Source organism: uncultured Streptococcus sp. (assembly GCF_963545685.1).
Classification (GTDB): Bacteria; Bacillota; Bacilli; order Lactobacillales; family Streptococcaceae; genus Streptococcus.
This window is the reverse complement of the sequence record NZ_CAUUKN010000008.1, coordinates 34,790-59,829: the sequence shown is the minus strand read 5'-3', so window position 1 is coordinate 59,829 and position 25,040 is coordinate 34,790. Positions and strand designations below refer to the sequence as shown.

General features: G+C 41.5%; 23 protein-coding genes and 1 pseudogene. 5 read left to right on the top strand and 19 right to left on the bottom strand.

All coding sequences use genetic code 11. The features are described from left to right. Positions 1 to 142 precede the first annotated feature (142 nt). The 9 genes and pseudogenes from RWZ99_RS03020 to RWZ99_RS02980 all read right to left on the bottom strand — a co-directional run bounded on the left by RWZ99_RS03020 (position 143) and on the right by RWZ99_RS02980 (position 6,927). Positions 143 to 519: pseudogene (locus tag RWZ99_RS03020) on the bottom strand (helix-hairpin-helix domain-containing protein). A gap of 73 nt (positions 520 to 592) precedes the next feature. Beyond that, the gene (locus tag RWZ99_RS03015; RefSeq protein WP_314676264.1) at positions 593 to 847 is read right to left on the bottom strand and encodes a DUF1912 family protein; all 255 of its coding nucleotides are present in this window, start codon (positions 845 to 847) and stop codon (positions 593 to 595) included. Between the two features lie 112 nt (positions 848 to 959). Then, positions 960 to 1,910 (bottom strand): homocysteine S-methyltransferase, encoded by a 951-nt coding sequence (gene mmuM / locus RWZ99_RS03010; RefSeq protein WP_314676263.1) that lies wholly within the window; start codon positions 1,908 to 1,910, stop codon positions 960 to 962. Between the two features lie 11 nt (positions 1,911 to 1,921). Next, on the bottom strand, positions 1,922 to 3,298 hold the full coding sequence (locus tag RWZ99_RS03005) for an amino acid permease (RefSeq protein WP_314676262.1): 1,377 nt from the start codon (positions 3,296 to 3,298) through the stop codon (positions 1,922 to 1,924). 129 nt (positions 3,299 to 3,427) lie between these two features. Beyond that, positions 3,428 to 4,027, bottom strand: a complete 600-nt coding sequence (yihA, locus tag RWZ99_RS03000; RefSeq protein ID WP_314676261.1) for a ribosome biogenesis GTP-binding protein YihA/YsxC — start codon at positions 4,025 to 4,027, stop codon at positions 3,428 to 3,430. A gap of 9 nt (positions 4,028 to 4,036) precedes the next feature. Further along, positions 4,037 to 5,263, bottom strand: a complete 1,227-nt coding sequence (gene clpX / locus RWZ99_RS02995) for an ATP-dependent Clp protease ATP-binding subunit ClpX (protein WP_314676260.1) — start codon at positions 5,261 to 5,263, stop codon at positions 4,037 to 4,039. 17 nt (positions 5,264 to 5,280) lie between these two features. Next, positions 5,281 to 5,451: a hypothetical protein gene (locus tag RWZ99_RS02990; RefSeq protein WP_002886174.1), complete on the bottom strand. Its 171-nt coding sequence runs from the start codon at positions 5,449 to 5,451 to the stop codon at positions 5,281 to 5,283. A 4-nt stretch (positions 5,452 to 5,455) separates the two neighbouring features. Continuing rightward, the gene (locus RWZ99_RS02985; RefSeq protein ID WP_314676259.1) at positions 5,456 to 5,959 is read right to left on the bottom strand and encodes a dihydrofolate reductase; all 504 of its coding nucleotides are present in this window, start codon (positions 5,957 to 5,959) and stop codon (positions 5,456 to 5,458) included. A gap of 107 nt (positions 5,960 to 6,066) precedes the next feature. Beyond that, a complete protein-coding gene (locus RWZ99_RS02980) occupies positions 6,067 to 6,927 on the bottom strand; it encodes a thymidylate synthase (protein WP_049546158.1) in 861 nt (286 codons plus the stop codon). Between the two features lie 330 nt (positions 6,928 to 7,257). On the opposite strand from RWZ99_RS02980, the gene RWZ99_RS02975 reads away from it, so the two are divergent. From RWZ99_RS02975 to RWZ99_RS02955, 5 genes are all read left to right on the top strand, one after another. Next, positions 7,258 to 8,433 (top strand): hydroxymethylglutaryl-CoA synthase, encoded by a 1,176-nt coding sequence (locus RWZ99_RS02975; RefSeq protein WP_314676258.1) that lies wholly within the window; start codon positions 7,258 to 7,260, stop codon positions 8,431 to 8,433. After that, positions 8,426 to 9,697, top strand: a complete 1,272-nt coding sequence (locus tag RWZ99_RS02970) for a hydroxymethylglutaryl-CoA reductase, degradative (protein WP_314676257.1) — start codon at positions 8,426 to 8,428, stop codon at positions 9,695 to 9,697. The genes RWZ99_RS02975 and RWZ99_RS02970 overlap by 8 nt, the downstream gene beginning before the upstream one ends. 177 nt (positions 9,698 to 9,874) lie before the next feature. After that, the gene (locus tag RWZ99_RS02965) at positions 9,875 to 10,324 is read left to right on the top strand and encodes a DUF1836 domain-containing protein (RefSeq protein ID WP_314676256.1); all 450 of its coding nucleotides are present in this window, start codon (positions 9,875 to 9,877) and stop codon (positions 10,322 to 10,324) included. Continuing rightward, positions 10,317 to 10,994, top strand: a complete 678-nt coding sequence (locus tag RWZ99_RS02960; protein WP_314676254.1) for a hemolysin III family protein — start codon at positions 10,317 to 10,319, stop codon at positions 10,992 to 10,994. Before RWZ99_RS02965 ends, RWZ99_RS02960 begins: the two co-directional genes overlap by 8 nt. 43 nt (positions 10,995 to 11,037) lie before the next feature. After that, on the top strand, positions 11,038 to 11,244 hold the full coding sequence (locus RWZ99_RS02955) for a PspC domain-containing protein (RefSeq protein ID WP_399556040.1): 207 nt from the start codon (positions 11,038 to 11,040) through the stop codon (positions 11,242 to 11,244). Positions 11,245 to 11,305: 61 nt separating this feature from the next. Here the strand turns inward: RWZ99_RS02955 and RWZ99_RS02950 are convergent, their stop codons facing one another. The 10 genes from RWZ99_RS02950 to glmU form a co-directional block, all read right to left on the bottom strand. After that, positions 11,306 to 12,364: a DUF3114 domain-containing protein gene (locus tag RWZ99_RS02950; RefSeq protein WP_314676253.1), complete on the bottom strand. Its 1,059-nt coding sequence runs from the start codon at positions 12,362 to 12,364 to the stop codon at positions 11,306 to 11,308. 29 nt (positions 12,365 to 12,393) lie between these two features. Further along, positions 12,394 to 13,332, bottom strand: a complete 939-nt coding sequence (locus tag RWZ99_RS02945; protein ID WP_314676252.1) for an alpha/beta hydrolase — start codon at positions 13,330 to 13,332, stop codon at positions 12,394 to 12,396. 48 nt (positions 13,333 to 13,380) lie between these two features. Further along, positions 13,381 to 15,327 carry a threonine--tRNA ligase gene (gene thrS / locus RWZ99_RS02940; RefSeq protein WP_314676251.1) on the bottom strand — a complete coding sequence of 649 codons (1,947 nt, stop codon included), beginning with the start codon at positions 15,325 to 15,327 and terminating at the stop codon, positions 13,381 to 13,383. 395 nt (positions 15,328 to 15,722) lie between these two features. Then, positions 15,723 to 17,045: a glycosyltransferase family 4 protein gene (locus RWZ99_RS02935; protein WP_314676249.1), complete on the bottom strand. Its 1,323-nt coding sequence runs from the start codon at positions 17,043 to 17,045 to the stop codon at positions 15,723 to 15,725. Next, entirely contained in the window at positions 17,046 to 18,044 is a 999-nt protein-coding gene (locus RWZ99_RS02930) for a glycosyltransferase (protein ID WP_314676248.1), read from the bottom strand. 130 nt (positions 18,045 to 18,174) lie between these two features. Next, positions 18,175 to 21,147 carry a Spy0128 family protein gene (locus RWZ99_RS02925; protein ID WP_314676247.1) on the bottom strand — a complete coding sequence of 991 codons (2,973 nt, stop codon included), beginning with the start codon at positions 21,145 to 21,147 and terminating at the stop codon, positions 18,175 to 18,177. 391 nt (positions 21,148 to 21,538) lie between these two features. Continuing rightward, the gene (locus RWZ99_RS02920) at positions 21,539 to 22,231 is read right to left on the bottom strand and encodes a 5'-methylthioadenosine/adenosylhomocysteine nucleosidase (protein WP_314676245.1); all 693 of its coding nucleotides are present in this window, start codon (positions 22,229 to 22,231) and stop codon (positions 21,539 to 21,541) included. 67 nt (positions 22,232 to 22,298) lie between these two features. Continuing rightward, complete coding sequence (macP, locus tag RWZ99_RS02915) at positions 22,299 to 22,559, bottom strand: cell wall synthase accessory phosphoprotein MacP (RefSeq protein WP_314676244.1); 261 nt, start codon at positions 22,557 to 22,559, stop codon at positions 22,299 to 22,301. A gap of 3 nt (positions 22,560 to 22,562) precedes the next feature. Then, the gene (locus tag RWZ99_RS02910) at positions 22,563 to 23,111 is read right to left on the bottom strand and encodes an NUDIX hydrolase (protein WP_314676243.1); all 549 of its coding nucleotides are present in this window, start codon (positions 23,109 to 23,111) and stop codon (positions 22,563 to 22,565) included. 74 nt (positions 23,112 to 23,185) lie between these two features. Beyond that, positions 23,186 to 24,568: a bifunctional UDP-N-acetylglucosamine diphosphorylase/glucosamine-1-phosphate N-acetyltransferase GlmU gene (gene glmU, locus RWZ99_RS02905; protein ID WP_314676241.1), complete on the bottom strand. Its 1,383-nt coding sequence runs from the start codon at positions 24,566 to 24,568 to the stop codon at positions 23,186 to 23,188. Positions 24,569 to 25,040 lie beyond the last annotated feature (472 nt).

Sequence of the window (25,040 nt, the reverse complement as noted above, 5' to 3'; positions counted from 1 at the left end):
GAGTTTTTTTGTTATGACGGTATAACCTTCGATGCGCACCCGCATAGCGGGTGGTATATTTGTTTCGCACCTTCGGAGCGAAACGGACTTAAAGTCACCAAATAATAAAGATCCGAAGTCTCTACCTCGGATCTTTTTAGGCTTAAGCTTTAAAGCTGACACCATTTTCTTTTAATTTTTTAACTGTCGCTGGTCCTACCCCTTTAAGTGCTAGGACTTCTTCTTCAGTCACAGTAGAAAAAGCCGCTACTGACGTCAAACCTTCATTGTAAAGGGTCTCTACAAGGTTTGAACGAAGGCCTTCAACTTCTGGAAGCTCTGCAAAAGCTTCAAGACTAAGATCTGTAGTTGCCACTTCTTCCTTAGCAACTGTCTTAGGTTCAGCAACAGGTTGTGGTGCTACTGGTGGCACTGGTGGAACAGGCGCAACTGGTGGAACAGGGGCTTTAAGATTATTGAAAAGTCCTTTTTTTTCAAACGGTGTTTAAAAGCTTTCTTTTTATTTTTTACTTTAGCCATTTCTAGTTTTCTCCTATTTTAACGACGACTTTTTCCTATAAAATGCGGTCGTTATTTTCTTTTTCATTTTCTATTAATAGTGACGTTCCCCGAACAGGCCGTCTGGCATATCGTGGAAACTTTTACCTGCACGATAGTTGGCGAACTTGCTAATTAGGAAATTGTAAGCATCCAATTTAGATTCATAACGAAAACTTGCATCACGTGCACGCTCATCGCCATCTTCTTCCCAAATTTTCTTGCTAGCAGCCAAAGCCGTTTCGTTTACTTTAACTTGGGTAACAACCCATTCTTCAAAGTCTTTTAGAAATTCTTGTTCGTAGGTCATGTTTTCCTCTTCATTTTAAAAACCAGCTTAACGCTGGCTTTATTTTCTACTAATAGTGTGTAGAGCTAATAGCCTTACAACCTCTTATTATAACAAATAATTAAAAATTTGACTAGGCTCTAAACTCTTGATATAAGGCTTTAATATCATTTGGACGTGTTCGACAGCAACCACCCAAAATTTTCACGCCAAAATGAGCATGCCAATCCTTGCTATGTTCAACTAGGGTTAGAGCATCCTTATCTTTGGGTTTCCAAGTCTGACTGTTGCCATCATAAACTTCACCTGAATTGGGATAGGTAATGAGCGCCTTGCCAGCATTCTTAAGAATAGCTAGAGCTTGGTTATAAAGAAGAGGTGAACTACAGTTGATTCCTACAGCCAAGATTTGATTTGACTGGGAAACAAGCTTGGCAATTTCAGCTAGAGAAGTCCCATCACTGATAGCATTTGGAATCTGGACTGTAAAACTCATATAAGCTTCTGCTTCTGGAAACTCTTCAGCTAGAAGTTCAATCAAGGCTTGTGCTTCCAAACGATTTGGAATGGTTTCCAAAGCCAACAAATCCACACCTTGATCTAGGAGAATTTGAATCCTAGGGCGATGAAAATCCTTAAGCTCCTCGATAGTCATTTGACCATAATCACCACTATACTCAGAACCATTAGCCAAATAAGCTGCGTAGGGACCGACATCCCCAGAAATCAAAGGATATGGTCGTTTTGCTTTCTCAGTCTCATCTAATGCTGCCCATACCTTATCACGTGCTGCCTTTGCTAACTGGACCGTTAGGGCAATAATCTGCTCCGCTGCCTTCTCAGTAAGTCCTGACTCTACCAAGCCAGGTAAGGTCGCCTGATAAGATGACGTGGTAATCAAGTCAGCCCCAGCAGCTACATAGGTTTCGTGAATTTCTTGAATAACTTCTGGCTTTTCAAGAAGGTACTTGGCTGACCAGAGCTTACCTGAAATATCATACCCCAGAGCTTCCATCTCTGTGCCTAGAGCCCCATGAAGAATGAGGGAAGAATTATTTTCCAAATAATCTTTAAATGTTGCCATAAAAAGCCTCCTTACCATTTTTTAAAGCGAAGGTAGTGATAAAGGTAACAGAAAATCATGAAAGGAATACCGAAGTAGAGTCCCGCACGTTGTGAACTATCCCAAGCAATCCCAAGCACAGAAATAGCCAACAGAACAATTGTGACAAGAGGTAGGATTGGATTAAACGGTGTCTTGTAGTCCAGTTCTTCTTCGGAATGTTCTAGCTTCCACTGTTTTCGGAAATTAATCTGTGCGATAGGAATAGAAAGCCAAACAACAACAACTGCAAAACCGGCGATTGATACCAGGGCTAGATAAACCGTATCCGCTGCATAGATACTTGAAAAGAGCGATAAAACTGCTCCGGCCATGGAAATCAACAGGGCTGTCATCGGAACACCGTGCTTATTGATTTTCACTAATTTTTTATTAAGCATTCCCTCATTGGCCAAAGACCAAAGCATACGGCTTGAAGCATAGAGACCTGAATTCCCAGCAGAAAGGATAGCAGTTAAAATAACAAAGTTCATAATGTCCGCCGCAAATGGAATCCCCATCTTGTCAAAGACATCAACGAAAGGAGCTGAGGATACCCCTGCTTCTTTCATGGGAAGAAGCGAAGCTAAGACCACAATAGTTAAGACGAAGAAGATAACCAAACGTCCAATAGTTGTTTTAATAGCACGTGGAACAGCTTCCTTAGGATTATCTGTCTCACCAGCAGCAATACCGATTAACTCTGTTCCTGAAAAGGCATAATTAACCGCCAACATGACTGACACAATGGCAAGACCACCATTTGGAAAGAGACCATTAGCCGTCAAGTGCTTAAACATAATAGCCTCATGGTGACCATCAAAACTCACCAAACCAAACATCGCCCCTAGGCCTAGAATGATGAAAACCAAAATAGCAATGACTTTTATTGACGAGAAGAAGGATTCCGCTTCTGCAAAAGATCTCACACTCAAAGCATTAATCCCAAAAATCACTAAGGCAAAGAAGGCTGCGAAAATCCAAGCCGGAACTGATGGGAACCAACGTTGCATCAACATAGCAGCACCCAGAAATTCTGTTCCCAAGGCATCCGTCCAACAAATCCAATAAAGCCAGGCTACCGTAAAGCCGGTTCCCGGACTAATAAACTTAGTCGCATAGGTATGAAAGGATCCCGTTACTGGCATAGCTACTGCTAACTCTCCCAAAGAAAGCATAACCAAGTAAACGACAACAGCCCCCACAAGATAAGAGAGGATCGCACCAAGGGGACCAGCTTGTGCAATCGTATAGCCTGAACTCAAGAAGAGACCAGTACCGATAACACCACCTAGCGAGAGCATAAAGAGGTGGCGTGAGGTCATCTTCCGTTGGAACTGACCCTCATTTTTATAATTATGGTTTTCCATAGATTCCTCCAATAGATATGATAAAACAAGCTTATCACAATAAAATCCCTTTGGATAATAGGTTGAAACTATCAAAGAGATAGACAAAAACTATCGCATGAAAAAAACTCGGATTTCTCCGAGTTCTTCTTACAATTCAGATAAAATAGTATCCCATGCCTCGTCATAACCGTCACGTGTGACAGATGAAAAAACGATGAAATGGTCATTTTTGTCGAAATTGAGTTTTTTCTTAATAATCGATTCGTGCTTATTCCATTTTCCACGAGGAATCTTATCAGCCTTAGTCGCTACAACAATAACTGGAATCTCATAGTACTTTAGAAATTCATACATTTGAATATCGTCCTGAGTTGGCTCATGTCGGAGGTCAACCAAGCTAACAACGACACGAAGATTATCTCGAGTCACAAGGTACTCCTCAATCATTTTCCCCCATTTGGCACGTTCTTTTTTGGAAACACGGGCATAACCATAACCTGGAACATCCACAAAGCGTAACTTGTTGTCAATATTGTAGAAATTGAGCAACTGTGTTTTTCCTGGTTTCCCAGAAGTACGTGCTAGGTTTTTACGGCCAAGAAGTGTATTAATAAAGCTTGACTTACCGACATTTGATCGTCCTGCTAGGGCAACTTCAGGGAGGTCATCTTGTGGGTAGTGACTCTTATTTGCCGCACTGAGTAAAATCTCAGCATTGTGCGTATTTAGGACTTGTTCTTCAGCCATAGGTCCTCCTTATGCTGTTTCCAATACTGGAGCAGCTTTCCCATCAACGGCTTCTTTAGTGATACGAACCTTAGTGACATCTTCCTGACTAGGAATTTCAAACATAACATCCATCATGACTTCTTCAATGATAGAGCGAAGCCCACGCGCACCAGTCTTACGTTCAATAGCCTTACTTGCAATAGCCTCAAGGGCCTCCTGGTCAAACTCAAGTTCAACCCCATCATAAGACAAGAGGGTTTGATACTGCTTCACCAAGGCATTCTTAGGTTCTGTCAAGATACGCACCAAGTCATCAACAGTTAACTGTTCAAGGGCCGCAAGAACTGGCAAACGTCCGATAAATTCAGGGATAAGACCAAATTTTTGGATATCTTCAGCCACAATTTCTTGCATGTATGATGACTCATCATCAATTGCCTTATTATTTTGACCAAATCCAATGATTTTCTCACCAAGACGTTGCTTAACGATATCTTCAATACCATCAAAAGCACCACCCACGATAAAGAGAATATTCTTAGTATCAATTTGAATCATCTCTTGGTTAGGGTGTTTACGACCACCTTGAGGTGGAACGCTAGCCACTGTTCCCTCAATAATCTTCAAGAGAGCTTGTTGAACCCCTTCACCTGAAACATCACGAGTGATTGAAACATTCTCACCTTTTTTGGCAATCTTATCAATCTCATCCACGTAAATAATCCCACGTTCCGCACGTTCAATATTGAAGTCTGCCGCTTGTATGAGTTTGAGGAGGATATTTTCCACATCCTCACCCACATAACCTGCCTCTGTCAATGATGTCGCATCCGCAATCGCGAAAGGAACATTCAAACTACGAGCCAAAGTTTGAGCCAAGAAAGTTTTCCCTGAACCTGTTGGTCCAATCATAAGAATATTTGATTTTTGCAAATCCACATCATTGTCTTCACGACTTTCTGTGAAGTTAATACGTTTATAATGGTTGTAAACAGCTACTGCCAAGGCACGTTTGGCACGATCTTGCCCTACGACATAGTTGTTCAAAATATCTAAAAGTTCTTTTGGCTTTGGTGTTTCAGCCAAGTCGGCCAAAACTTCTTCAGCCATTTCCTCACGAATGATTTCTTGTGACAAGGCCACACATTCGTTACAGATAAAGACGCCATTGCCGGCGATAATTTTCTTTACTTCTTCTTGGTTTTTGCCACAAAATGAACAATAAACCATTTCTTCATTACGATTTCCAGCCATTTATTCCTCACTCTTTTCTAAAATAGGGTGCCATAGAAGGCGTGAATGGTATTGACAAGGTTAGTAAAAGCATTTAAAAAGAGAAAAACTGCTAACCCATAACGTTTCTTTCGAAAGGCAGGAATCGCGGAAAGCACACAAAGTACTCCCAATAATGCAGTAAATAATCCAAAAACACTACGTTGCATGAACCTAGTCTCCTTCTTTTTCATAGCGACTTATACTAAAGTCATAGGCATTTTTATCATCCTTGGCCACGCGGTCACGTGATACCTCTTTAAATGCCGTCATATCTAGTTGTGGAAAATACGTGTCTCCCTCTAAATCAGCCTCAATGGTTGTCTTGATGAGCGCATCATAATGTCCATCAAAAGCCTTGTAGACACCAGCACCACCAGCAATATAGAGATCCTTGTCTTGCTGTTCAAACCAAGCTAGAGCTTCCTCAACACTCGTAACGGTCCTTACACCCTCACAGTCGAAGTCCTTGTCTCGTGTTAGAATCAAGGTTTCACGTCCCGGGAGGCAACGACGGTTCATGCCATCAAAGGTCACACGTCCCATAAGAATTGCTGAACCCATGGTCTTTTTCTTGAAATGTGCCAACTCAGCAGGCAAGTGCCAGGGCATGGTGTGATTCTTCCCAATAACATGGTTACGAGCTTCCGCCCAAATAGCAATGATTTGTTTAGACACGGTATTTCCTTTTCTTTTTAAGTTTACAATCCATTCTAACAAAAAAAGACAAAAAGAGCTTGGAAAAACTTTGCCAGCTCTTTATGGGCTTAAATCATAAGCATTTATTAAATTGCTAAGTCAAATTTGAGTTGAGGTTTAACAGGATCATAGTCCACCAATTCAAAATCTTCTGGTTTGATATCAAAGAAATTAGTTCCATCAGGAACATTGAGGACCAAGCGTGGTTGGCAATCAGACGGCTGACGCTTGAGAAGTTCCTCAGCTTGCTCAAATTGATTGTCATAGATATGGAGGTTGTTAATGAAATAAAAGAATTTACCAACTTTCCAACCAAAGTGCTTGGCAATCATCATCTGAAGAGCCACATACTGCATAGCATTGATGTGATGGGCTACCAACATATCGTTAGAGCGCTGCGTCAAAGTGGCATCCAAATAAATGTCCTCACCCACACGACGAACATCAAACATGGTCTGGAAGGCACATGGCTGAAGTCCAGCTGTCTCCTCGAAGGCCTCGTAATCCCAAAGAGAAATCACATTACGGCGATTCCAAGGATTGGCCTCTAACTGCGCCAGCAAACGATTAATAATATCGTGCTTCTTAACGACTGCCCCATAACGCTGACCGATGGAACGCTTGTCCCCATTATTAGCAGGGACGCCTTCAACTTCCCAGTCATTCCAATAATGAACATTATACTTGTCTTCAAGAACATCTAGGCTATTTGACTGGTCTTGGTAAATCCAGAGGACTTCTTTGATGGCAGATTTGATAGCAATGGGACGAAGAGTCGTAATTGGAAACTCTCCCTTGCTCAAATCATATTCTGCAAAAGACCCTGTAATGTATTTGGAATTGGCTGTTGTGCCATCCTTGTATTTGGGACGTGCTTGTTCTGACCAAACGCCTTCTTCCATGATTTTAGTGATATTTTCTTTAAAAATAGTGTCTGCTTTTGTCATGATTTTCCTCTTTATTCCATTGAAAACAAAGTCTCACTTAATACTCGCAACATATTAATAGAAATAATTTTGCTTATCTAATTATAGCTGTAAATAACGTTGCTTATCACTTCAATTTTACCCTATTCTGATGCAAATGAGAACTAAAAGCTATGTGATTACCAAACTAAGTCTTGTGGAATTCTCTAGTTCGTATCAAATTCATATCAAAAATAATATATTACTAACTATCAAAGTTTTTTCAAGGCGAAAGCACTCTTTTATGGTAAAATCACTATAGATTGGTATCCTTCTGGATACTTTACAATGAAGAATAAAAGGAAACATCATATGTCTATTGGAATTGACAAGATTGGTTTTGCGACCAGTCAATATGTTCTAAACATGGCGGATCTTGCTCTTGCCCGAGGGGCGGAGCCTGAAAAATTCAGCAAGGGGCTGATGCTTGATGCAACCAGCATTACACCGATTACAGAAGATATCGTGACACTTGCCTCTGACGCAGCCGCTGACATTTTAACTGACGACGACAAGAAGGCCATTGATATGGTCATCGTGGCTACTGAGTCTTCCATTGACCAATCAAAGGCTGCTGCAGTTTATGTCCATAGTCTTCTCAACATTCAACCATTTGCCCGTTCTTTTGAAATGAAGGAGGCTTGCTATGCAGCAACTGCTGGTCTTAACTACGCTAAATTGCACGTAGCAGCTCACCCAGATAGCAAGGTTCTAGTTATCGCAAGTGACATTGCTCGCTATGGTGTAGGGTCTTCAGGTGAATCTACTCAGGGAGCTGGTGCTGTTGCCATGCTAGTCAGCCAGAATCCACGTATTTTAGAGCTTGCTGATGACAATGTGGCACAAACCCGCGATGTCATGGACTTCTGGCGTCCAAACTATAGTTCAACGCCTTTTGTTCAAGGCATCTATTCAACCAAACAATACCTAGATAGTTTGAAGACAACTTGGGCAGCTTATCAAGAACGTCATCAAGCCAATTTTGCTAATTTTGCAGCTTTTTGTCTTCACCTCCCCTATCCTAAGTTAGCTCTTAAGGGACTTAATAAGATTATTCCCAAAGATTTAAATGTAGAGGATAAAGAGCGACTCATTAACAACTTTGATGCATCCATTACTTATAGTCGACAAATTGGAAATATCTACACAGGATCACTTTATCTTGGACTTATTTCTCTATTAGAACAGTCACAAAATCTTAAAGCTGGAGATAAAATTGGGTTCTTTTCTTATGGTTCTGGGGCTGTCTCTGAAATTTTCTCAGGTCGTCTGGTTGAGGGTTACAAAGACATGCTTCGTTCTGATCGTCTAGATACCTTTGCCCAACGTCATAACCTGAGCGTCGCTGACTATGAGGAACTTTTCTATGAAGAGACTCAATTGGATGACACTGGCTCAACCCAATTCGCTACTTATCAAACTGGACCTTTCCATTTGACTGAAATCTCTGAACATCAACGTATCTATAAAGGAAATCAAAATGACTAAACTCTCTTGGACTGGTTTTTCCAAGAAGACACCGCAAGAACGCAAAGAGCATTTGAAAAATAATGCTCTTTTGTCTCAGGAAAATCAAGACCTTCTGGATAATGACCAACAACTTACTCTTGAAACAGCCAATCAAATGGCTGAAAATGTCATTGGTCGATTTACACTTCCCTTTGCCATTTGCCCAGATGTATTAGTAGATGGCGTTACCTATCAGGTTCCCATGGTTACCGAGGAACCTTCAGTTGTGGCTGCTGCTTCCTATGCTAGCAAGCTCATCAAGCGCTCTGGTGGCTTTTCAACCAAGATTCATGACCGTCAGATGATTGGGCAAGTAGCCCTCTTTGATGTCCCTGATAAAGCCGTTGCGGCAAGTAAGATTCAAGCAGCTAGTCAGGAACTTATAGAAATCGCCAAAGAAGCTCACCCTTCTATTGTTAAGCGTGGGGGTGGTCCTCGCAAGCTCTGGACTGAGACCAAGGGAAACTTCCTCATTGTCTATTTGGCGGTTGATACCCAAGAAGCCATGGGTGCCAATATGGTCAATACCATGATGGAAGCTCTGGTACCAGAATTGGAACATCTCTCCCAAGGTCAAAGCCTCATGGCCATTCTCTCAAACCTAGCTACCGAAAGCCTTGTGACAGCGACTTGTCGTCTTAGCACACGCTTCCTTAGTCGAAATAAAGAGGAAGCTCATGACCTAGCCAAGAAGATGGAACTGGCTAGTCAGCTGGCTCAAGTCGACCCTTACCGAGCAGCTACCCATAATAAGGGTATTTTCAATGGTATCGATGCCCTAGTTATCGCAACTGGAAATGATTGGCGGGCAGTTGAGGCTGGGTGCCACGCCTATGCTAGCAAGGATGGTAGCTATCGTGGCCTGTCTACATGGACCTATGATCAAGAGACCAAGGAACTAGTGGGAAAATTAACCCTCCCAATGCCAATCGCGACCCGAGGTGGTTCTATTGGACTTAATCCAAGTGCGTCTATCGCCCATGACTTGCTTAACCATCCAGATGCTAAAACACTAGCTAGTATCATCGTCTCTCTTGGTTTGGCACAAAATCTTGCTGCTCTTAAAGCACTTACCTCAACAGGCATCCAAGCAGGACATATGAAACTTCAGGCCAAATCTCTAGCCCTACTAGCCGGTGCGAGTCCCAAAGAGATGCCTTACGTTTTGGCTGAGCTTCTCAAGGCCAAACATATGAATCAGGAAACTGCCCAAGCGATTTTGGAAAAACTCAGAAATCCTTAAAAAGATTACCATAGAAGTTTAAAATATCACTTCCGCTTTTAAGGCTAAAAGAAAAATGAAGATGTTGGAAACCCTTATTTCATCATCTTTTTTCTTGTCTTTTAAGTTCTGACTTGACTTGGATTTCTATAATGTTATAATCTAGTTATGAAAACTAGGTGAAGGGGTTTTTATAATTTGACAACACAACAATACCCTCTCTGGGAGGAATTACCAGAGATAGAACTCTATTTGGATCAGGTTTTGCTCTATGTCAATCAGGTCACCCAGAGCACTTTGGGACCAAACGACAAGGGGCTAACCGCCTCAATGGTCAATAATTATGTCAAACATGGCCATGTCGCAAAACCCATCAAGAAAAAATATAATGCAGCTCAATTAGCCAGACTCATTGTCATTACCAGTCTGAAGACCGTCTTTGAGATTTCTGAGATTGCTAAAACCCTTGAAATCCTACGGACAGATGCTGAAAGTCAAAGGACCTACTACAATGACTTTGTGGCCTGCATGAATGGTCAAGTCCCTGAAGAGGCTCCACAAGTCATACTTTCAGCCTGCCAGACACTTCAATGCTACCGAGCTACCCATCAACTTTTGAACGACCTTGAAGGAGGAAATAATGTCTAATACTGCTACTTTTAACACTTCTCTCAACCTCAAACTCAGTAAAAAACTTAGCTTTGGTGAGGAAGTGGCAAACAGTGTGACACACGCTGTCGGTGCCATGGCCATGTTGGTCTTATTGCCAATTACTGCCGTTCATGCCAACAATGGCTACGGCATGACTGCTGCTGTCGGAATGTCCGTTTTTGTCATTAGCCTCTTCCTCATGTTTTTGAGCTCAGCCATCTATCATGCCATGGATTACAATTCACCTCACAAGATGGTCCTAAGAATTATTGACCACAGCATGATTTATATCGCCATCGCTGGAAGTTACACCCCTGTTGCCCTATCGCTAGTTGGCGGTTGGCTAGGTTACAGCATCATCATTCTTCAATGGGGAACAACGATTTTTGGTATTCTCTACAAAATCTTTGCTAAAAAAATCAATGAAAAATTCTCCCTCTTCCTCTATCTAATGATGGGTTGGTTGGTTATCTTCATTATTCCAGCTATCGTCACAAAGACAGGTCCAGCTTTTTGGGGACTTATGCTTGCTGGAGGATTATCATACACGGTTGGCGCAGCCTTCTATGCTAAGAAAAAACCATACTTCCACATGATTTGGCACCTCTTCATCATGTTGGCTTCAGCTCTCCAGTATATGGGTATCGTCTATTTCATGCTTTCTTAAAACTAGTACCAGCCTTCAAATAGTTATGATATAATAAGGCCACATGGAGGTAAATCATATGAAAAAAGAACTCAGACGAGATCCTAACAACAAAATCATCGCCGGTGTTTGTTCTGGTATCGCCAACTATCTTGATATTGACCCTATCATTATTCGCCTCATCTGGGCCGCAGCGATTTTCTTATTCGGAACAGGTTTTCTTTTCTACATCGTTTGCTGGATTATTATCCCAGAAGAAAGCAAGTGGTAAGTTAAAATTGAACATAAAAAATAAGCCAGACCTGAATTTCTTACAGGTCTGGCTTATTTTTTTATTTTTTCAAGCGGAAAATCAAATAGCTGACATTAATAAGGAGTAAAACACTCCAAAGAATAAGGAAAGGGATATTTCCTCGGACAGCATTGTGCCAAATACCTAGGGCATATAAGGCCATAAAGACGAGCGATCCTAGAACCGCTGTTCCTTTATTGTTTTTTGGTTGATTAGACATAGAAACCTCCTTTGATTGCTTTGTATAAAACGTTCTGAAACCATAAACCATGGCGAAAAAAGATCTGGCTTGGCGTTTGACATCATTAGCCAAAGATCTATGGGACTGGGCATAGATACCATTTGGATTGTAAAAAGACTTGTCAAAATGCTCAGGCTCTTTCTGGCCCCACTTCTTCCTCAATTTGTTGGGTGATCGAAAACCCTTAGTCATCCGATTACGAAAGGCCGGATCGTGTGGTTGGACTGGCTCCACATCCAGTTGCCAGTGGCGCTTGAATTTACCATAGTTGAAACTAGCTCCATTTACCACACCACTCTCAGTTACCTTTTCCGCATCGGCCTCATTGAGAAAATTTCCCTGACTATCTAGAATAAACTCTATGCGATTATAGAGGAGAATCTTGAGATTAACACTAGGAATCCCATCTGGATAAATCACCTTGCCATCACAGAAAGAAATCTTTTGGTGCAGACGTCCCTGATCAAACATGGTGAAAGGTTTCCATCTGAGATAGACAGCTAAAGCTTCCTTGTCTGTCATCCCTGTTTTTTTATAATGTGTCCTCACATACTGGGCCTGTTGACTCGAAATCAGGTAACGTAGCTGATGGATTTGTCGCTCTACAAGGCCTTCCTGAGACAAGCTATCATCAGGAAAAGCCAAATTTACCAACCTGACAATATCCTTCCAGAAGGCATCATGAGGCGCCAAGTCAGGGGCAAAATAGGATAATAAACGCTGAGTTTCCTCAAGCTCCCCAGATAGATCCTCTGGCATCTCTATATAAGCAAGCAATAACTTCAGTACCTGCAATGGCTGGTATTCCTTTTGCCATCCCTTCCATAAGCTAGAAAAGCTTTTTGAGCCTATGAGCATCTCATCTCTCCTCAATAACATCAGTTAGTTTAATCAGTGGTCTCCTTTATGAAGTCCTCTATCTTAGCAACTACCTCTTTGGTGTGATAGTGATAAAGATAATGTGGAGCATCATAAAAAGTCAGTTCGATATTTTCCTGGTCCTTTGCAAATCTAGTCGCATAATGTCGCCACTCCTCCTGGCTAAAACCCGTGCCTTCTCCATTAGAAACTAGAAGTAAGGTTGGGATTTGCGAATTTATCCTAGTATCAACCTTTTTAGCATTTTCCTTAACAGATAGGCTCTCATTTAACATGGCTTGCGACAGTATTTGACGATAGGCTATTCGTTGATAGAGGCGTCGGTCACTACTATTAAGATTTTCATTAGGCATATATAAGCGACTTGGTAAATACCTTAATAGGCCTAATTGACTTCCCCAACGAGCCAGACGCAACATCTGGGGATGCGTTTTCAATTGAGAATAACTCTCTGGTAGAGCCCAATCTAAGCCAATGACTGCCTGGATTTCACTTGGGTATTTTTCTTGCCACAAAAGGGTTTCTAAGGAGGCCATCGAATGAGAGATTACTATATAGGGACCTGACACATGAGCTTTGGCTAGAGCTTGACGTGTCTCTGAAAGGATCACAGATACATCTCTTGACTTAGACGTGTCCTCACTGTAACCATAGCCAGCTCTTTCAACAACGACTACCTTGTACTCCTTTGAAAGCCCATTATATAGCTCTTTAAAATCTAGAATTGGCGAAGCCGTTCCTGCACCAGAGAGAAAAACTAAGGTTTGCGGACCGTTTCCTTTTACATAGACGCTCATTTTGTGTCCATTGACAGCTACCATTTGACCTATAGGGTTTAGAGATGCCTTCTCTCTTTGTAAGGCTAATCTATGGTAAGTAAAGCTAGCCAGTAACAAGACCAGAACGACTCCTAGCAGAAATAAAAGTCTTTTTATAAAAACATGCATGGTTTATCCTACAAAAAGTCAGCTAGCTTAGCTAACCGACTTTCTGATTTATTCGGCATCTGGGCGTGATTTGCGAGCGATATCAGCAAGGATATTTTCTACAAATTCTGACACAGTTTCAGTGTGTGTCTGTTTTTGTCCATAGCGACGAACGTTAACAGACTTGTCTTCCATTTCCTTATCACCAACAATCAATTGGTAAGGAACTTTTTGGGTTTGAGAAGCACGGATTTTGAACTGCATTTTTTCGTTGCGCTCATCAACCTCGGCACGGACACCACGGTCACGAAGTTGTTTAGCAACTTCCCATGCGTAATCTGTGTGAGCTTCGTTAGAAACAGGGATTACTGTCACTTGTTGTGGTGCCAACCAAGTTGGGAAGGCTCCTTTATAGTTCTCGATGAGGATGGCTGTGAAGCGTTCCATTGTTGAGATAACCCCACGGTGAATCATAACTGGACGGTGCTCTTCCCCATCCGCTCCGATATATTTAAGGTCGAAGCGTTCTGGAAGTAAGAAGTCAAGCTGGATAGTAGAAAGAGTTTCTTCTTTCCCAAGGGCAGTTTTAACCTGTATATCCAATTTTGGTCCGTAGAAGGCTGCTTCCCCTTCTGCTTCGTAGTAGTCTACGCCCATTTCGTCAAGTGCAGCACGAAGCATGGTTTGGGCATTTTCCCACATTTCATCGTTATCGAAGTACTTGTGAGTATCTTCTGGATCACGAAGAGAGAGACGGAAACGGTACTCAGTCAAGTTGAAGTCTTCATATACGTCGATAATCAACTGAAGGGCACGTTGGAATTCTTCTTGGATTTGTTCTGGCGTAACGAAGAGGTGACCATCATTAAGAGACATTTCACGTACACGTTGAAGTCCTGTAAGAGATCCAGATTTTTCGTAACGGTGCATCATACCGATTTCAGCGATACGGATTGGCAATTCACGATAAGAGTGAACATGGTGTTTGAAGACTTGGATGTGGTGTGGACAGTTCATTGGGCGAAGGACAAATTCTTCACCGTCTCCCATATCCATTGGAGGGAACATGTCTTCACGGTAATGATCCCAGTGACCAGAAGTCTTGTAAAGTTCTACAGAAGCAAGTGGCGGAGTGTAAACGTGTTGGTAGCCAGAAGCCAACTCTTTATCGACAATGTAGCGTTCCAACTCACGACGGATTGTCGCACCATTTGGCAACCAGAATGGAAGACCTTGACCAACTTCTTGAGAAATCATGAACAAATCAAGTTCTTTACCAAGTTTACGGTGGTCACGTTCTTTAGCTTCTTCAAGGCGTTTAAGGTAAGCCTTGAGATCTTTTTTATCGAACCAGGCTGTACCATAGATACGTTGCATCATGGCATTATCACTATTACCACGCCAGTAAGCACCAGCAACATTCAAAAGATGGAAGATTTGGATGCGACCAGTTGATGGCACGTGTGGACCACGGCAAAGGTCAACGTATTCACCTTGACGATAGATAGTCAAACCACCTTCATCTTCTGAGTGTTCTTCAATCAATTCCAATTTATATGGATCGTTCTTGAAGATTTCGCGAGCCTCGTCTTTAGTCACTTCTTCACGGATTGAAGGGAAGTTTTCTTTAACGATTTTCTTCATTTCTTCTTCGATGCGAGGAAGATCTTCGTTAGAAATTTGACCAGCTTGATTGTCTGTATCGTAGTAGAATCCGTCTTCAATAGCTGGACCTACACCCAAGTGGATATCTGGGAAGAGACGACGAGCTGCTTGAGCAAACAAGTGGGCCGCTGAGTGACGCAGGATTGGAAGGGCATCTTCGTGATCTGGTGTCACGATTTCAATGCTTCCATCTTCAGTGATCGCACGAGTTGTGTCAATCAATTTACCGTTAAATTTACCAGCAAGAGCTTTTTTTGCCAAAGAATTACTGATAGATTGTGCAATTTCAAAAGTTGTCACGCCAGATTCGAATTCACGAACAGCGCCATCTGGGAAAGTAATCTTAATCATGATGTTCTCCTTATATTAGTTATCAATTATTTCTAAAGCAGAAGTGTTTTTCTTATTTTACAGTCTTAAATCAAGAAAATTAAAAAACGACCTCCTCGAAAGGACGTCGCAACGTGGTTCCACCTTAGTTCGTGTACGACAAAAAATGAGTCTGTCCTACACCTCTGATTGGCTCTAACGTGGCCACCGTTTTATGTTTGCATAAAAAGTTAATCGAGTAGTCCCAACCATGTCCTCTGCGTGATTTCCAGCACCACACGCTCTCTGAAAGATTTCCCATGACTGATATGTCTCTATGCGTTATTATAGCATGAAACTGTAATTTTTCAAGCTAATTATCTTTTTTATTACTCAATCCTAAGATTTTATCTGACTAGGAAAATGTGATAGCTTTCCTAATCCAAAAGTTTTGTGATATTTCTGATTTTCTTGACCTGTTTGGCAGATCCTTTGATAATACGAACAGAGCCATTGACAGGCAAGCTAATAGCCTTAGTTGGCAAATAAGTCACCATACGGGTCAAGCGTTTCATAGTACTATCTTCACCATTAAGATCATTATGGAAATCCTTAGAAATCGTAAGGTCCAAGTAATACTCATAGACACGTTTTCCAAAGTTTTCCGCAGAAATTTCATAGAGCTTCTCAGCCCACTTAGTCTCATCTTTTTCCGGCGTTGCTATAGCCGCTTCTAAAATCGCCCCAGCTAAATCATTATCATGATAATACAGCGTTCCAAACATCTGGTCTGTGATGACATTGTCCAAATAAGGATTTCCATGAGCAATGATAGGTGTACCGCTTGCCAAGGCCTCCAAATAAGTCAAACCTTGCGTCTCACTGGTTGATGCTGAAATAAAGAAGTCAGCAGCCTTATAATAAAGTGCCGTCTCACTAGGTGCAATCATACCTGTGAAAACCACCTTATCCTCAATACCAAGTTTCTTGGTTTGGGACTTCAAATCTGGTAGGTAAGGGCCATCGCCAGCAACAACTAACCTAACCTTATCATCTTCCTCTAAAACCGAAGGCAGAGCCGCCAAAACGGCTTGGATATTTTTCTCATAAGAGACACGAGACAAGCTCAACAACATGGTTTCATCTGAAGCAATACCAAGCTTGGCTCTCAAGTCCGCCACATCTTCCTCAGTAATCTCTGGACGCTGGAATTTCTCAAGTTCAATACCTGTTGGAATGACCCGTTTTTCAGCAGCAATCTTATACTTGAGCAAAAGGTCATAAACAATCTCACTCGGACAGATAACCCCATCCAAGTCACTCATAAAACCACGAACAATGTACTTAACCATGCTGGGTCGAATAACCATACCTTTGGCAATATAGCGGACATAGTCTTCATACTGGGTATGATAGGTGTGTACAACAGGAATCCTAAGTTCACGCGCAATGGCAATCCCTAGAAGCCCCAAGGAGAACTCGGTCTGCGTATGAATAATATCAAGCTTGTACTGTTTGGCAATCTCTAGAGCCTTAGAAAAGCCACGATAAGCCACTCGGCGATCCTTAAAAGCAAAGAAAGGCACACTAGGAATACGGACAATCTGCCAGTCTTCATAGCGGTCAACATCTCTATCAGTCGTAGTAAAGATAAAGACATTATGCCCCATTTTTTCCAACTGCGTCTTCAGTGTGCGAATACTAGTCGCAACACCTGATACCTGTGGAAAATAGGTATCTGTAAACAATCCGATACGCATTTAAATCTCCAATACTTCTTTGTAGGCTTCAACAAGTTTTTGGGCAACATCATCAATCGAGCGACTCTCTGCCACCTTATAACCTTCTTTACGTTTGTCCACTTTACCATCAATGATATCTTGTAAGGCTACTACAAATTCGTCCACGTTGTGCCCAAATGAGGCAGATTTCTCATCAACCCAGCCCTCATAAACAGGAATATCACGCAAGACCACATGTTGGTGACTCGCAAAGGCTTCCAGCACCACAATCCCTTCTGTCTCTTCGTAAGATGGGAAAAAGAAGGTACTAGCACCACTCATAGCTCCCTGGAAGACAGCTCCCTTGAAATAACCTGGGAAGCTAACATTATCAGGATGCTTGCCATTGACAATGTCTCGAATCTTTTTAGGAATTAACCATTTACTGATACTGCCTAGCCAAATGAAACGAACATGGGGCATTTTCTCAGCCACCTTGACAAAATCTTCAATTCCCTTACGTTGGAAGTAAAGACCCGCACAAATAACCACTGGCTGTCCTTCCTCGATACCAAAGTAATCTCGGAAAACTTCTTCCTTACGTGGGTCCTTGCCGTATTTTTTAAGATCAATTCCGTTTGAAACAGCAATGATTGGTGTGGTCACCCCATAAGATTGAATCAATTTTTTGGAATACTCAGATGGCGTAATCACGTAATCAGCCTTTTGATACATGTGGGCCAAATATTTCCCAAAAAGTGGAGCCATGAGGTTAGAGCCGATGAATGAGTTTTCAAAGTCCTCACGTGTTGAATGACCATGCATGATGACCTTCTTACCACGACGTTTTGCGGCATGCAACAACATCAAGCTGCGTGGTCCGTAAGTATTAATATGAACGACATCGTAATCACCCAAGATGTCAGTTGTATAGGGAATCCCCGCCAAGTCCAAGGCATGCATCTGATGGTGGAGAGCCCGTCCGATTCCAGATTTTTCAAGAACCGATTTTCCTTCAAGATAAAGTAGAACTTTCATACTCATCATTATAGCTTAATTTGGACGAAATTTCATCTTGCAGTTGACTTTATCTTGATTTCTCATTTAATGAGATAGGGTAGAAAAACACAAAAAAGATCGAGTATTCTCAATCTTTTAGGTCATCACCTTAAATGTCTTTACGACGACGATGGCTATATGCTACACCCATGACTGCTGCCACTTCTGCTGCCACTCCTAGAGCAAGCAAGGCAGTATCATTAGCTTGACCAGTCTCTGGAAGTTGAGGTCCTGATTTCTCAGAGGATACAACTGGCTTAGCTGGTTTTGGTGTCATCGGTGGAGTAGGCAGAGTTGGTGGTGTTGGTGGTGTAGGAGGTTTTGGTGGAATGAAACTATTGTTGAATTCCGTATCCAAAGGAAGTAGAACCGCTGCTACAAGCAGATTTTCCTTTTCACCCACAGTCTTAGTAACAGTCACTTGGAATTTGGCCACCATGTTATCGTAAACCACGTCGGCTTCATTGCCCTTGACTTCTTCAACAGTGTAGTAGTAAACACCTGGTTTATCATAGACAATGTTATCGAAACTAATGTTTCCTTGTGCATTATTGGTTACTGTTTGGATAACATTACCCTTGTCATCCTTGAGGACGAAACTAAACTCACCATCTTTTAGATTGCGACCAGTAAGAACCTTGGTCAATTCGAATTTAGCCTTGGCTGGTTGCACTTCTTTCACATAGTTATTGAAAACAGTGTCCGTTGGATTAGCAACAGTTGATACCAAAGCATCACCGTCTCGGGTTACTGTAATCCAAACAGTTGCTTTCATACCATCATAGATGATATCTTCGTTAGTTCCCTTAACTTCTTCAACCGTATAAGTGTAAGTTCCTGCCTTATCAAAGTGAAGTTCACTAAATGCCACACGACCATCAGCTGTATTTCCAACAGTTTCGACAATATGGCCTGCACTATCTTTGAGGACAAATTGGAACTCATTAGCAGTCAAAGTTTGGTTAACACCTGCCTTAGTCAATTCCTTACTGAACTGAATAGCAGCTTTAGCTGGAGTCACAAACTTGTTGTTAAAGATGGTGTCTTTTGGATTAACTACGGTTGAAACAAGAGCATCACCATCACGTGTTACCGTGATAGAAACAGCAGCTTTCATCGTATCATAGACAATTGCATCATCCTTATCTGCAAGTTCTTCAACAGTGTAGTTGTAGGTACCTACCTTGTTAAAGGTCAACTCACTAAAGGCAACCTGACCGTCAGCTGTATTTCCAACAGTCTCAAGGACTTTTCCAAAACGGTCTTTAAGGACAAATTGGAATTGATCTGCTTTTAGATCTTGCTTAACACCTGCCTTGGTCAATTCCTTACCAAATGCAATTTTGGCCTTGGCTGGTGTTACCAATTTATTGTTAAAGATAACGTCATCTGGATAAACCACTTTGGCCACTAATTTTTCTCGGCCATCTGTGGTTTCTCTAGCTACTTGGACAGTCACATCAGCTTGGAGCTTATCATAAACGACGTCACTATCATTACCAGGAACTTCTGTCACACGATAATGATAGATGCCTGGCTTACTGAGTGAGAGATCTGAAAAGACAATTTTACCCTTGGCATCATTAGTGGTTTCCCCTAACTCAACAGGATTGGCACCATCAGTCACATCAACCAATTTGAAGGTAAACTCTTTGTCCTTGAGGTCTCTACCCGCCAAGTCCTTCTCAAGCTCAAGATTGAAATACGTTTGTTGTTCACCACCTGCATTTCCACGACCTCCAACTAAACGTACTTCAGAAGTATATGTTTTTGACTCAACATCTGCATGAAGGTCAACTTTATTCGTAGGATTATTAGAATCTGATGCTGGGTTGGTCAATCGTGTCTGATACCAAACATAAACCATACGGTCCAAACGACCAAGATTTAACTCAAATTTAGTATCGTCATGAGAGAAACTCTTAATCAATTCCATAGCTGAACCCTTATCAACCCATGGCTCAGCAGAATCAATGTAACGTAACTCTAAAGAATTATCAACAAATCTTTGATTATCAGACCAAGTATCGATCAATTGAAGATTATTCAAGACACGTCTTGCGTAATTAAGACGCATTCCCCAGTTAATTAGGGTTGAATCATTCTTGTCCTGACTACCCCATTTAGCAATGACTTCGTCACCAGGAATAGGATTTGCAGAACCAACTGTCACATTAACGACATGACCATTGAAATTGAGGTGCAATTTTTCGCCACCTTTGAGAGCTTCAGAATAAAGCGTATCTAACTCTAAATTCATATATTTCCCAATAGGGTGATCTTCGAAATAATGATTAAATGTGGTTACAACACTGTTATTCTTAGGATCTACCTGAGCAATACCAACAACTTCGTTATTAGGGTTGTAAACATTAACACTATAGCTTGTCTTAAATTGCAATTCACTTGGAAGAGTGAAGATAACTTTGTCACCTGAATTAATAGCTATATCGTTAGGGAATGAAATATCATGATAAACAACCTTACTTCTTGAGTAAATACTATTTCCGTCTGGAAATTGAAGCTCAACGTTAGGGTTTTGAACATGAATTTCAGTTCCTGTCTTAGTCACCTTGACATCCGCTGGAATTGGACGACTTAGATTGGTAATCTTAAGTCCAAAATTATCAGATGAAGTTGAACTACTATTACTAGCTGCAGCAAGTTCGCTAGCACTGGCTTCTCGTGTTTCACTAACAGTAACAGGTTTCTCACTAAGAGCTTCACTAGTCTTATCTTGTGATGAACTAGTTTGTTCAGAGCTTGCAACCGTTTGCTCTTGAACCGTAGCTTCACTAGTAACAGCAGTCACTGAAATAGCACTGGTACTTTCTGCATGAACGGTAGGTTCAACTGTCGCTTCATAACTTGAGACACTAGTGCTTGTCCTTTGGCCCCCGCCATCAGACTCACTAGCTTCCTCAAGTACACTCGTCGCTGGTTGCCCTTTAGGCTCCTCAGCTTGCTCTGCTTTGGCGGTACTCACACCAAAAACTGCAAACGAAAGTAAGACCGATGCAACGCCCACCGTAAACTTACGAATGGAGAAACGTTGCCTCGAATCACCGAATAGGTTATTCATGATTCTATCCTCCCATTATTACAAATCTTAACATTTTTGTAACCCTTTTCATTTTGGATTATACACTATTTTCAGAACTTTGCAAGAACATTATTTACCTATTTGGAGGTTTTGTAAATCTTTCTAAGATATCAATAGATAGTGAAATCTGTAAAACCTTATATTATAGGCTTTATGCTAAGTGCCCTCATTTAACATTGTTTCACTTTCTCATTTTTTTATCATAATTTTAATTCTTATTCTATTTTAAAAATGCCGAAATTCAAGTTATTTCTTCCAAAGATTAGAAGATTATCTAAATTTAAAGAAGAAAAAACTGCCATTCTCTTAAGAATGACAGTTAGCTTTTAAATTTATTAAGAAGGCGAACTTTAACACTCATTTATACTACTCAAGCAAGTTCTTTGAGAAACTCCACTAAGATAGCAGCTGATTGTTTACCCGCTTGAATAATGAATTCGTCAAAGGTAATATTAGCGTCATGGGCTGCTGTATCACTCATAGCACGGACAACGATGAAAGGTTTCTTGACACTGTGCGCAGCTTGAGCAATGGCTGCTCCTTCCATTTCCACCGCTAAGACTTCTGGAAAGTGCCCTTTAATAGCATCAATCTTATCCTGACCTGCAATAAAGCTATCACCAGTCGCAATAAGACCAATTTTAGAGTCGATAGAGGCTTGCGCCAAAACCTTTTCAAAAGTCTCTACAAAGCCAAGGTCACTTTCAAAGTAAAGTGGTTGCATAGACATTTGACCAAAATCATAGCCAAAGGCTGTCAAATCAACATCGTGGTAGGCTAATCTTGATGCCACAACCACGTCCCCAATCTTAAGTCCAGGCGCTACAGCTCCTGCAGATCCAGTGTTAATTAGGGCCTCAACCTCAAAGTGGTCTGCCAGAACAGCCACAGACATGGCTGACATGACCTTCCCTACACCTGATTGCACCAAAACAACATCATGTTTACCTAATCGTCCCGTATAGTAGGTATTGCCTAAAACAATTTCTTCAACCTTATTTTCCAATTGCTCCACTAGAAGCACTAATTCCTGCTCCATGGCAGCGATAATTCCGATTTTCATATAGTTCCTTTTCAACTTGTAATCTTATCAGAGGTCAGCAGAGACATCTATCCAACTCACAGACTTTTTAGAAATAAAAGACAGCAATGAAGAGAATAATCAAGAGGACGACAACCCAAAAGAGGATGCGATTAAGCTTGTGCTGAAATTGATTGCGTTTAGCATTCTCAATTCGACGGCTCTTATATGCAGAAGGCTGATAATTAGCCTCATAGTCCTCATCATAGAAATCTTCCTCGTAGTCCTGATAATAAGGATGATCCTCTAAGTCAATTTCCCCACGCTTGGCCTGCTCAATGACATCGTCAGTCAAAAGTGGCTTACTCATAACTTATTTTCCTCCAAAATGAAGTGCATAGTACTGGAGAGCAATGATGGTTTTAGCATCCTGAATAGCACCTGATGCTACGAGTTCCATACACTCCTCATAAGTCAATTCATAGATTTCAAGAAACTCATCTTCGTCAAGTGGGCGTGGATTTTCAACAGGCTTGAGGTTTGTAGCCACATAGAGCTTAATTTTTTCATTACAGAAACCAATAGCTGTGTAAAACTCATGAATCAATTTAAGTTCGCCCTTATACTGAGTTTCCTCTTCAAGTTCACGCGCTGCTGCAGCCATCTCATCGCCAGCCTCACCGACTTCCAGTTTACCCGCAGGAATCTCGTAGGAAACCGCCTCAATAGCCTTACGGTATTGCTTGACGATAATAATTTTCCCTTCAGGGGTAACAGCTAAAACGGCCACTGCTCCCTTGTGGAAAATCAGTTCGCGGCCAGCTGTCTTACCGTCTGGCAAGAGAACTTCGTCCACTGCAACTTCAAAAATATGTCCCTTAAATTTTGACTCACGTTTGAGTGTTTTTTCTTCAAACTCCATGACTTGACTCCTTTAATCTATGACCTCAATCTAAGTCTTCTCTCCAATAGAAGTAAGACTAGATAGGCTTAGGCCTACTTTTGTTGGCTTGGGTGGTGAGGTTTCTTAATAGCGTAGCCTTCTTTATTGACCTGACGGCCGCGTCCAATGGCTACACTGTCAGCTGGAACATTTTCCGTAATGGTTGAACCAGCTGCTGTAAGTGCATTGTCCCCGATTTCAAGCGGTGCAATCAAGGTTGAATTGCTTCCGATAAAGACGTTGTTAGCAATTTGGGTCTTGAATTTATGTTGACCATCATAGTTGACAGTGATTGTCCCTGCACCAAAATTAACATCAGAACCGACTTCCGCATTACCAATGTAGGTCAAGTGACCAGCCTTAGTATTTTCACCGATAGTAGAACCCTTGACCTCGACAAAGTTACCGATATGAACGCCTTCTTTGAGAATTGAATCCGGACGAATATGGGCAAATGGACCAACGGTAACTCCTTTTTCAACCACTGAATGCTCAATCATAGAGTTAGTGATAACAGTATTGGCACCGATAGTTGAATCAACAATATAAGTCCCATTTGTCAGTACTGACTCTGCACCGACTTTAGTTTGCCCTTTAAGCGTAACGTTAGCCTCAATGACAACATCTGGCTCAATTTCCACATCCACATCGATATAAGTAGCGTTTGGATTTTGGAAAGTCACACCATTAACCATGTGAGTCTTGTTAATGCGACGACGCATAACATCTTCTGCCGTAGCTAGGGCCACACGGTCGTTAACTCCAAGACTTTCTTCAAAGTCACGAAGGGTAAAGGCACCTACCTTTTCACCATTTTCACGGAAAATAGAGATAACGTCTGTCAAGTAGTATTCCCCTTGAGCATTGTTGGTGTTAATATTTTTAAGCGCTTCGAAGAGACGTTTATTGTCAAAGACATAAGTCCCTGTATTAATTTCTTTAACCTGTTGTTCAAACTCGTTGGCATCTTTTTGCTCAACAATCTTAGTGACTTCACCATTTTCATTACGGATGATACGGCCGTAACCAAATGGATTGTCGGCAGTTGCAGTCAAGATAGTGGCAACATTTTTGTGATTAACATGGAAATCAATAAGGTTTTTAAGGCTTTCACCGGTAATCAAAGGTGTGTCCCCAGCGATAACAAGCGTTTGTCCTTCAAGTCCAGCCAACTCTTCTTCAGCCATCATTACTGCGTGACCAGTCCCCAACTGCTCTGTTTGCATAGTGAAGGCAGATTGACCATCCAAAACCTCACGAACAAGCTCAGCCTTGTGACCAATAACAGTAACATTTTTAGCTGGTTCGATAGCTGAAACTGCACGGAAAACATGCTCAAGCATAGTGATGCCTGAAACCTTGTGCAATACTTTTGGAAGATCTGACTTCATGCGAGTTCCTTTACCCGCAGCAAGGATAATAGCGTAATTACTCATTTTCTTTTTCCTTCTTAATATTTTTTTGTGATGATTTCTTTCGTGACGGTTTTAGCCTTGAGCCCCAAATATCAGGGCCTCAACCTCCCACTGGATGGCCAACGAAAGAATGGAGACCTAGAAAAAGTACAGTTTCTCATTTATGAGAAAACATGTCTTTCAGAACAACCGTTTTTAAAGGCCTCTGATTATCTATAATCGCTCTATTATACCATAAATGAGAAAGTTTTGGCAGAATGGACGGTAATGAAAAAAGAGCTGACGCTCTTTTTTCAAAACTATCTTTTTTGTGAACATTTTTGAGACTTTCCTTAAGTGAGTGCGGACGTCAGCGATCTTCTTCGAAGCTCCATGACTAATTTTTGAGCCCCTTCACTTTTTAATTTCTAGGCTCAGGCTAAAACAGTTCCCCAAAGTGTTTTACTCTCAAAAATCCCGAGTTCTTGAAACACTAGTGTTTCAAGAACTTTTC

Bases quoted from the DNA above. Each gene is read 5' to 3' on its own strand.
- RWZ99_RS03015 (WP_314676264.1), bottom strand. From the start codon at position 847: ATGACCTACGAACAAGAATTTCTAAAAGACTTTGAAGAATGGGTTGTT.
- mmuM (WP_314676263.1), bottom strand. From the start codon at position 1,910: ATGGCAACATTTAAAGATTATTTGGAAAATAATTCTTCCCTCATTCTT.
- RWZ99_RS03005 (WP_314676262.1), bottom strand. From the start codon at position 3,298: ATGGAAAACCATAATTATAAAAATGAGGGTCAGTTCCAACGGAAGATG.
- yihA (WP_314676261.1), bottom strand. From the start codon at position 4,027: ATGGCTGAAGAACAAGTCCTAAATACGCACAATGCTGAGATTTTACTC.
- clpX (WP_314676260.1), bottom strand. From the start codon at position 5,263: ATGGCTGGAAATCGTAATGAAGAAATGGTTTATTGTTCATTTTGTGGC.
- RWZ99_RS02990 (WP_002886174.1), bottom strand. From the start codon at position 5,451: ATGCAACGTAGTGTTTTTGGATTATTTACTGCATTATTGGGAGTACTT.
- RWZ99_RS02980 (WP_049546158.1), bottom strand. From the start codon at position 6,927: ATGACAAAAGCAGACACTATTTTTAAAGAAAATATCACTAAAATCATG.
- RWZ99_RS02975 (WP_314676258.1), top strand. From the start codon at position 7,258: ATGTCTATTGGAATTGACAAGATTGGTTTTGCGACCAGTCAATATGTT.
- RWZ99_RS02970 (WP_314676257.1), top strand. From the start codon at position 8,426: ATGACTAAACTCTCTTGGACTGGTTTTTCCAAGAAGACACCGCAAGAA.
- RWZ99_RS02960 (WP_314676254.1), top strand. From the start codon at position 10,317: ATGTCTAATACTGCTACTTTTAACACTTCTCTCAACCTCAAACTCAGT.
- RWZ99_RS02955 (WP_399556040.1), top strand. From the start codon at position 11,038: ATGGAGGTAAATCATATGAAAAAAGAACTCAGACGAGATCCTAACAAC.
- RWZ99_RS02950 (WP_314676253.1), bottom strand. From the start codon at position 12,364: ATGCTCATAGGCTCAAAAAGCTTTTCTAGCTTATGGAAGGGATGGCAA.
- RWZ99_RS02945 (WP_314676252.1), bottom strand. From the start codon at position 13,332: ATGCATGTTTTTATAAAAAGACTTTTATTTCTGCTAGGAGTCGTTCTG.
- thrS (WP_314676251.1), bottom strand. From the start codon at position 15,327: ATGATTAAGATTACTTTCCCAGATGGCGCTGTTCGTGAATTCGAATCT.
- RWZ99_RS02935 (WP_314676249.1), bottom strand. From the start codon at position 17,045: ATGCGTATCGGATTGTTTACAGATACCTATTTTCCACAGGTATCAGGT.
- RWZ99_RS02930 (WP_314676248.1), bottom strand. From the start codon at position 18,044: ATGAAAGTTCTACTTTATCTTGAAGGAAAATCGGTTCTTGAAAAATCT.
- RWZ99_RS02925 (WP_314676247.1), bottom strand. From the start codon at position 21,147: ATGAATAACCTATTCGGTGATTCGAGGCAACGTTTCTCCATTCGTAAG.
- RWZ99_RS02920 (WP_314676245.1), bottom strand. From the start codon at position 22,231: ATGAAAATCGGAATTATCGCTGCCATGGAGCAGGAATTAGTGCTTCTA.
- macP (WP_314676244.1), bottom strand. From the start codon at position 22,559: ATGAGTAAGCCACTTTTGACTGACGATGTCATTGAGCAGGCCAAGCGT.
- RWZ99_RS02910 (WP_314676243.1), bottom strand. From the start codon at position 23,111: ATGGAGTTTGAAGAAAAAACACTCAAACGTGAGTCAAAATTTAAGGGA.
- glmU (WP_314676241.1), bottom strand. From the start codon at position 24,568: ATGAGTAATTACGCTATTATCCTTGCTGCGGGTAAAGGAACTCGCATG.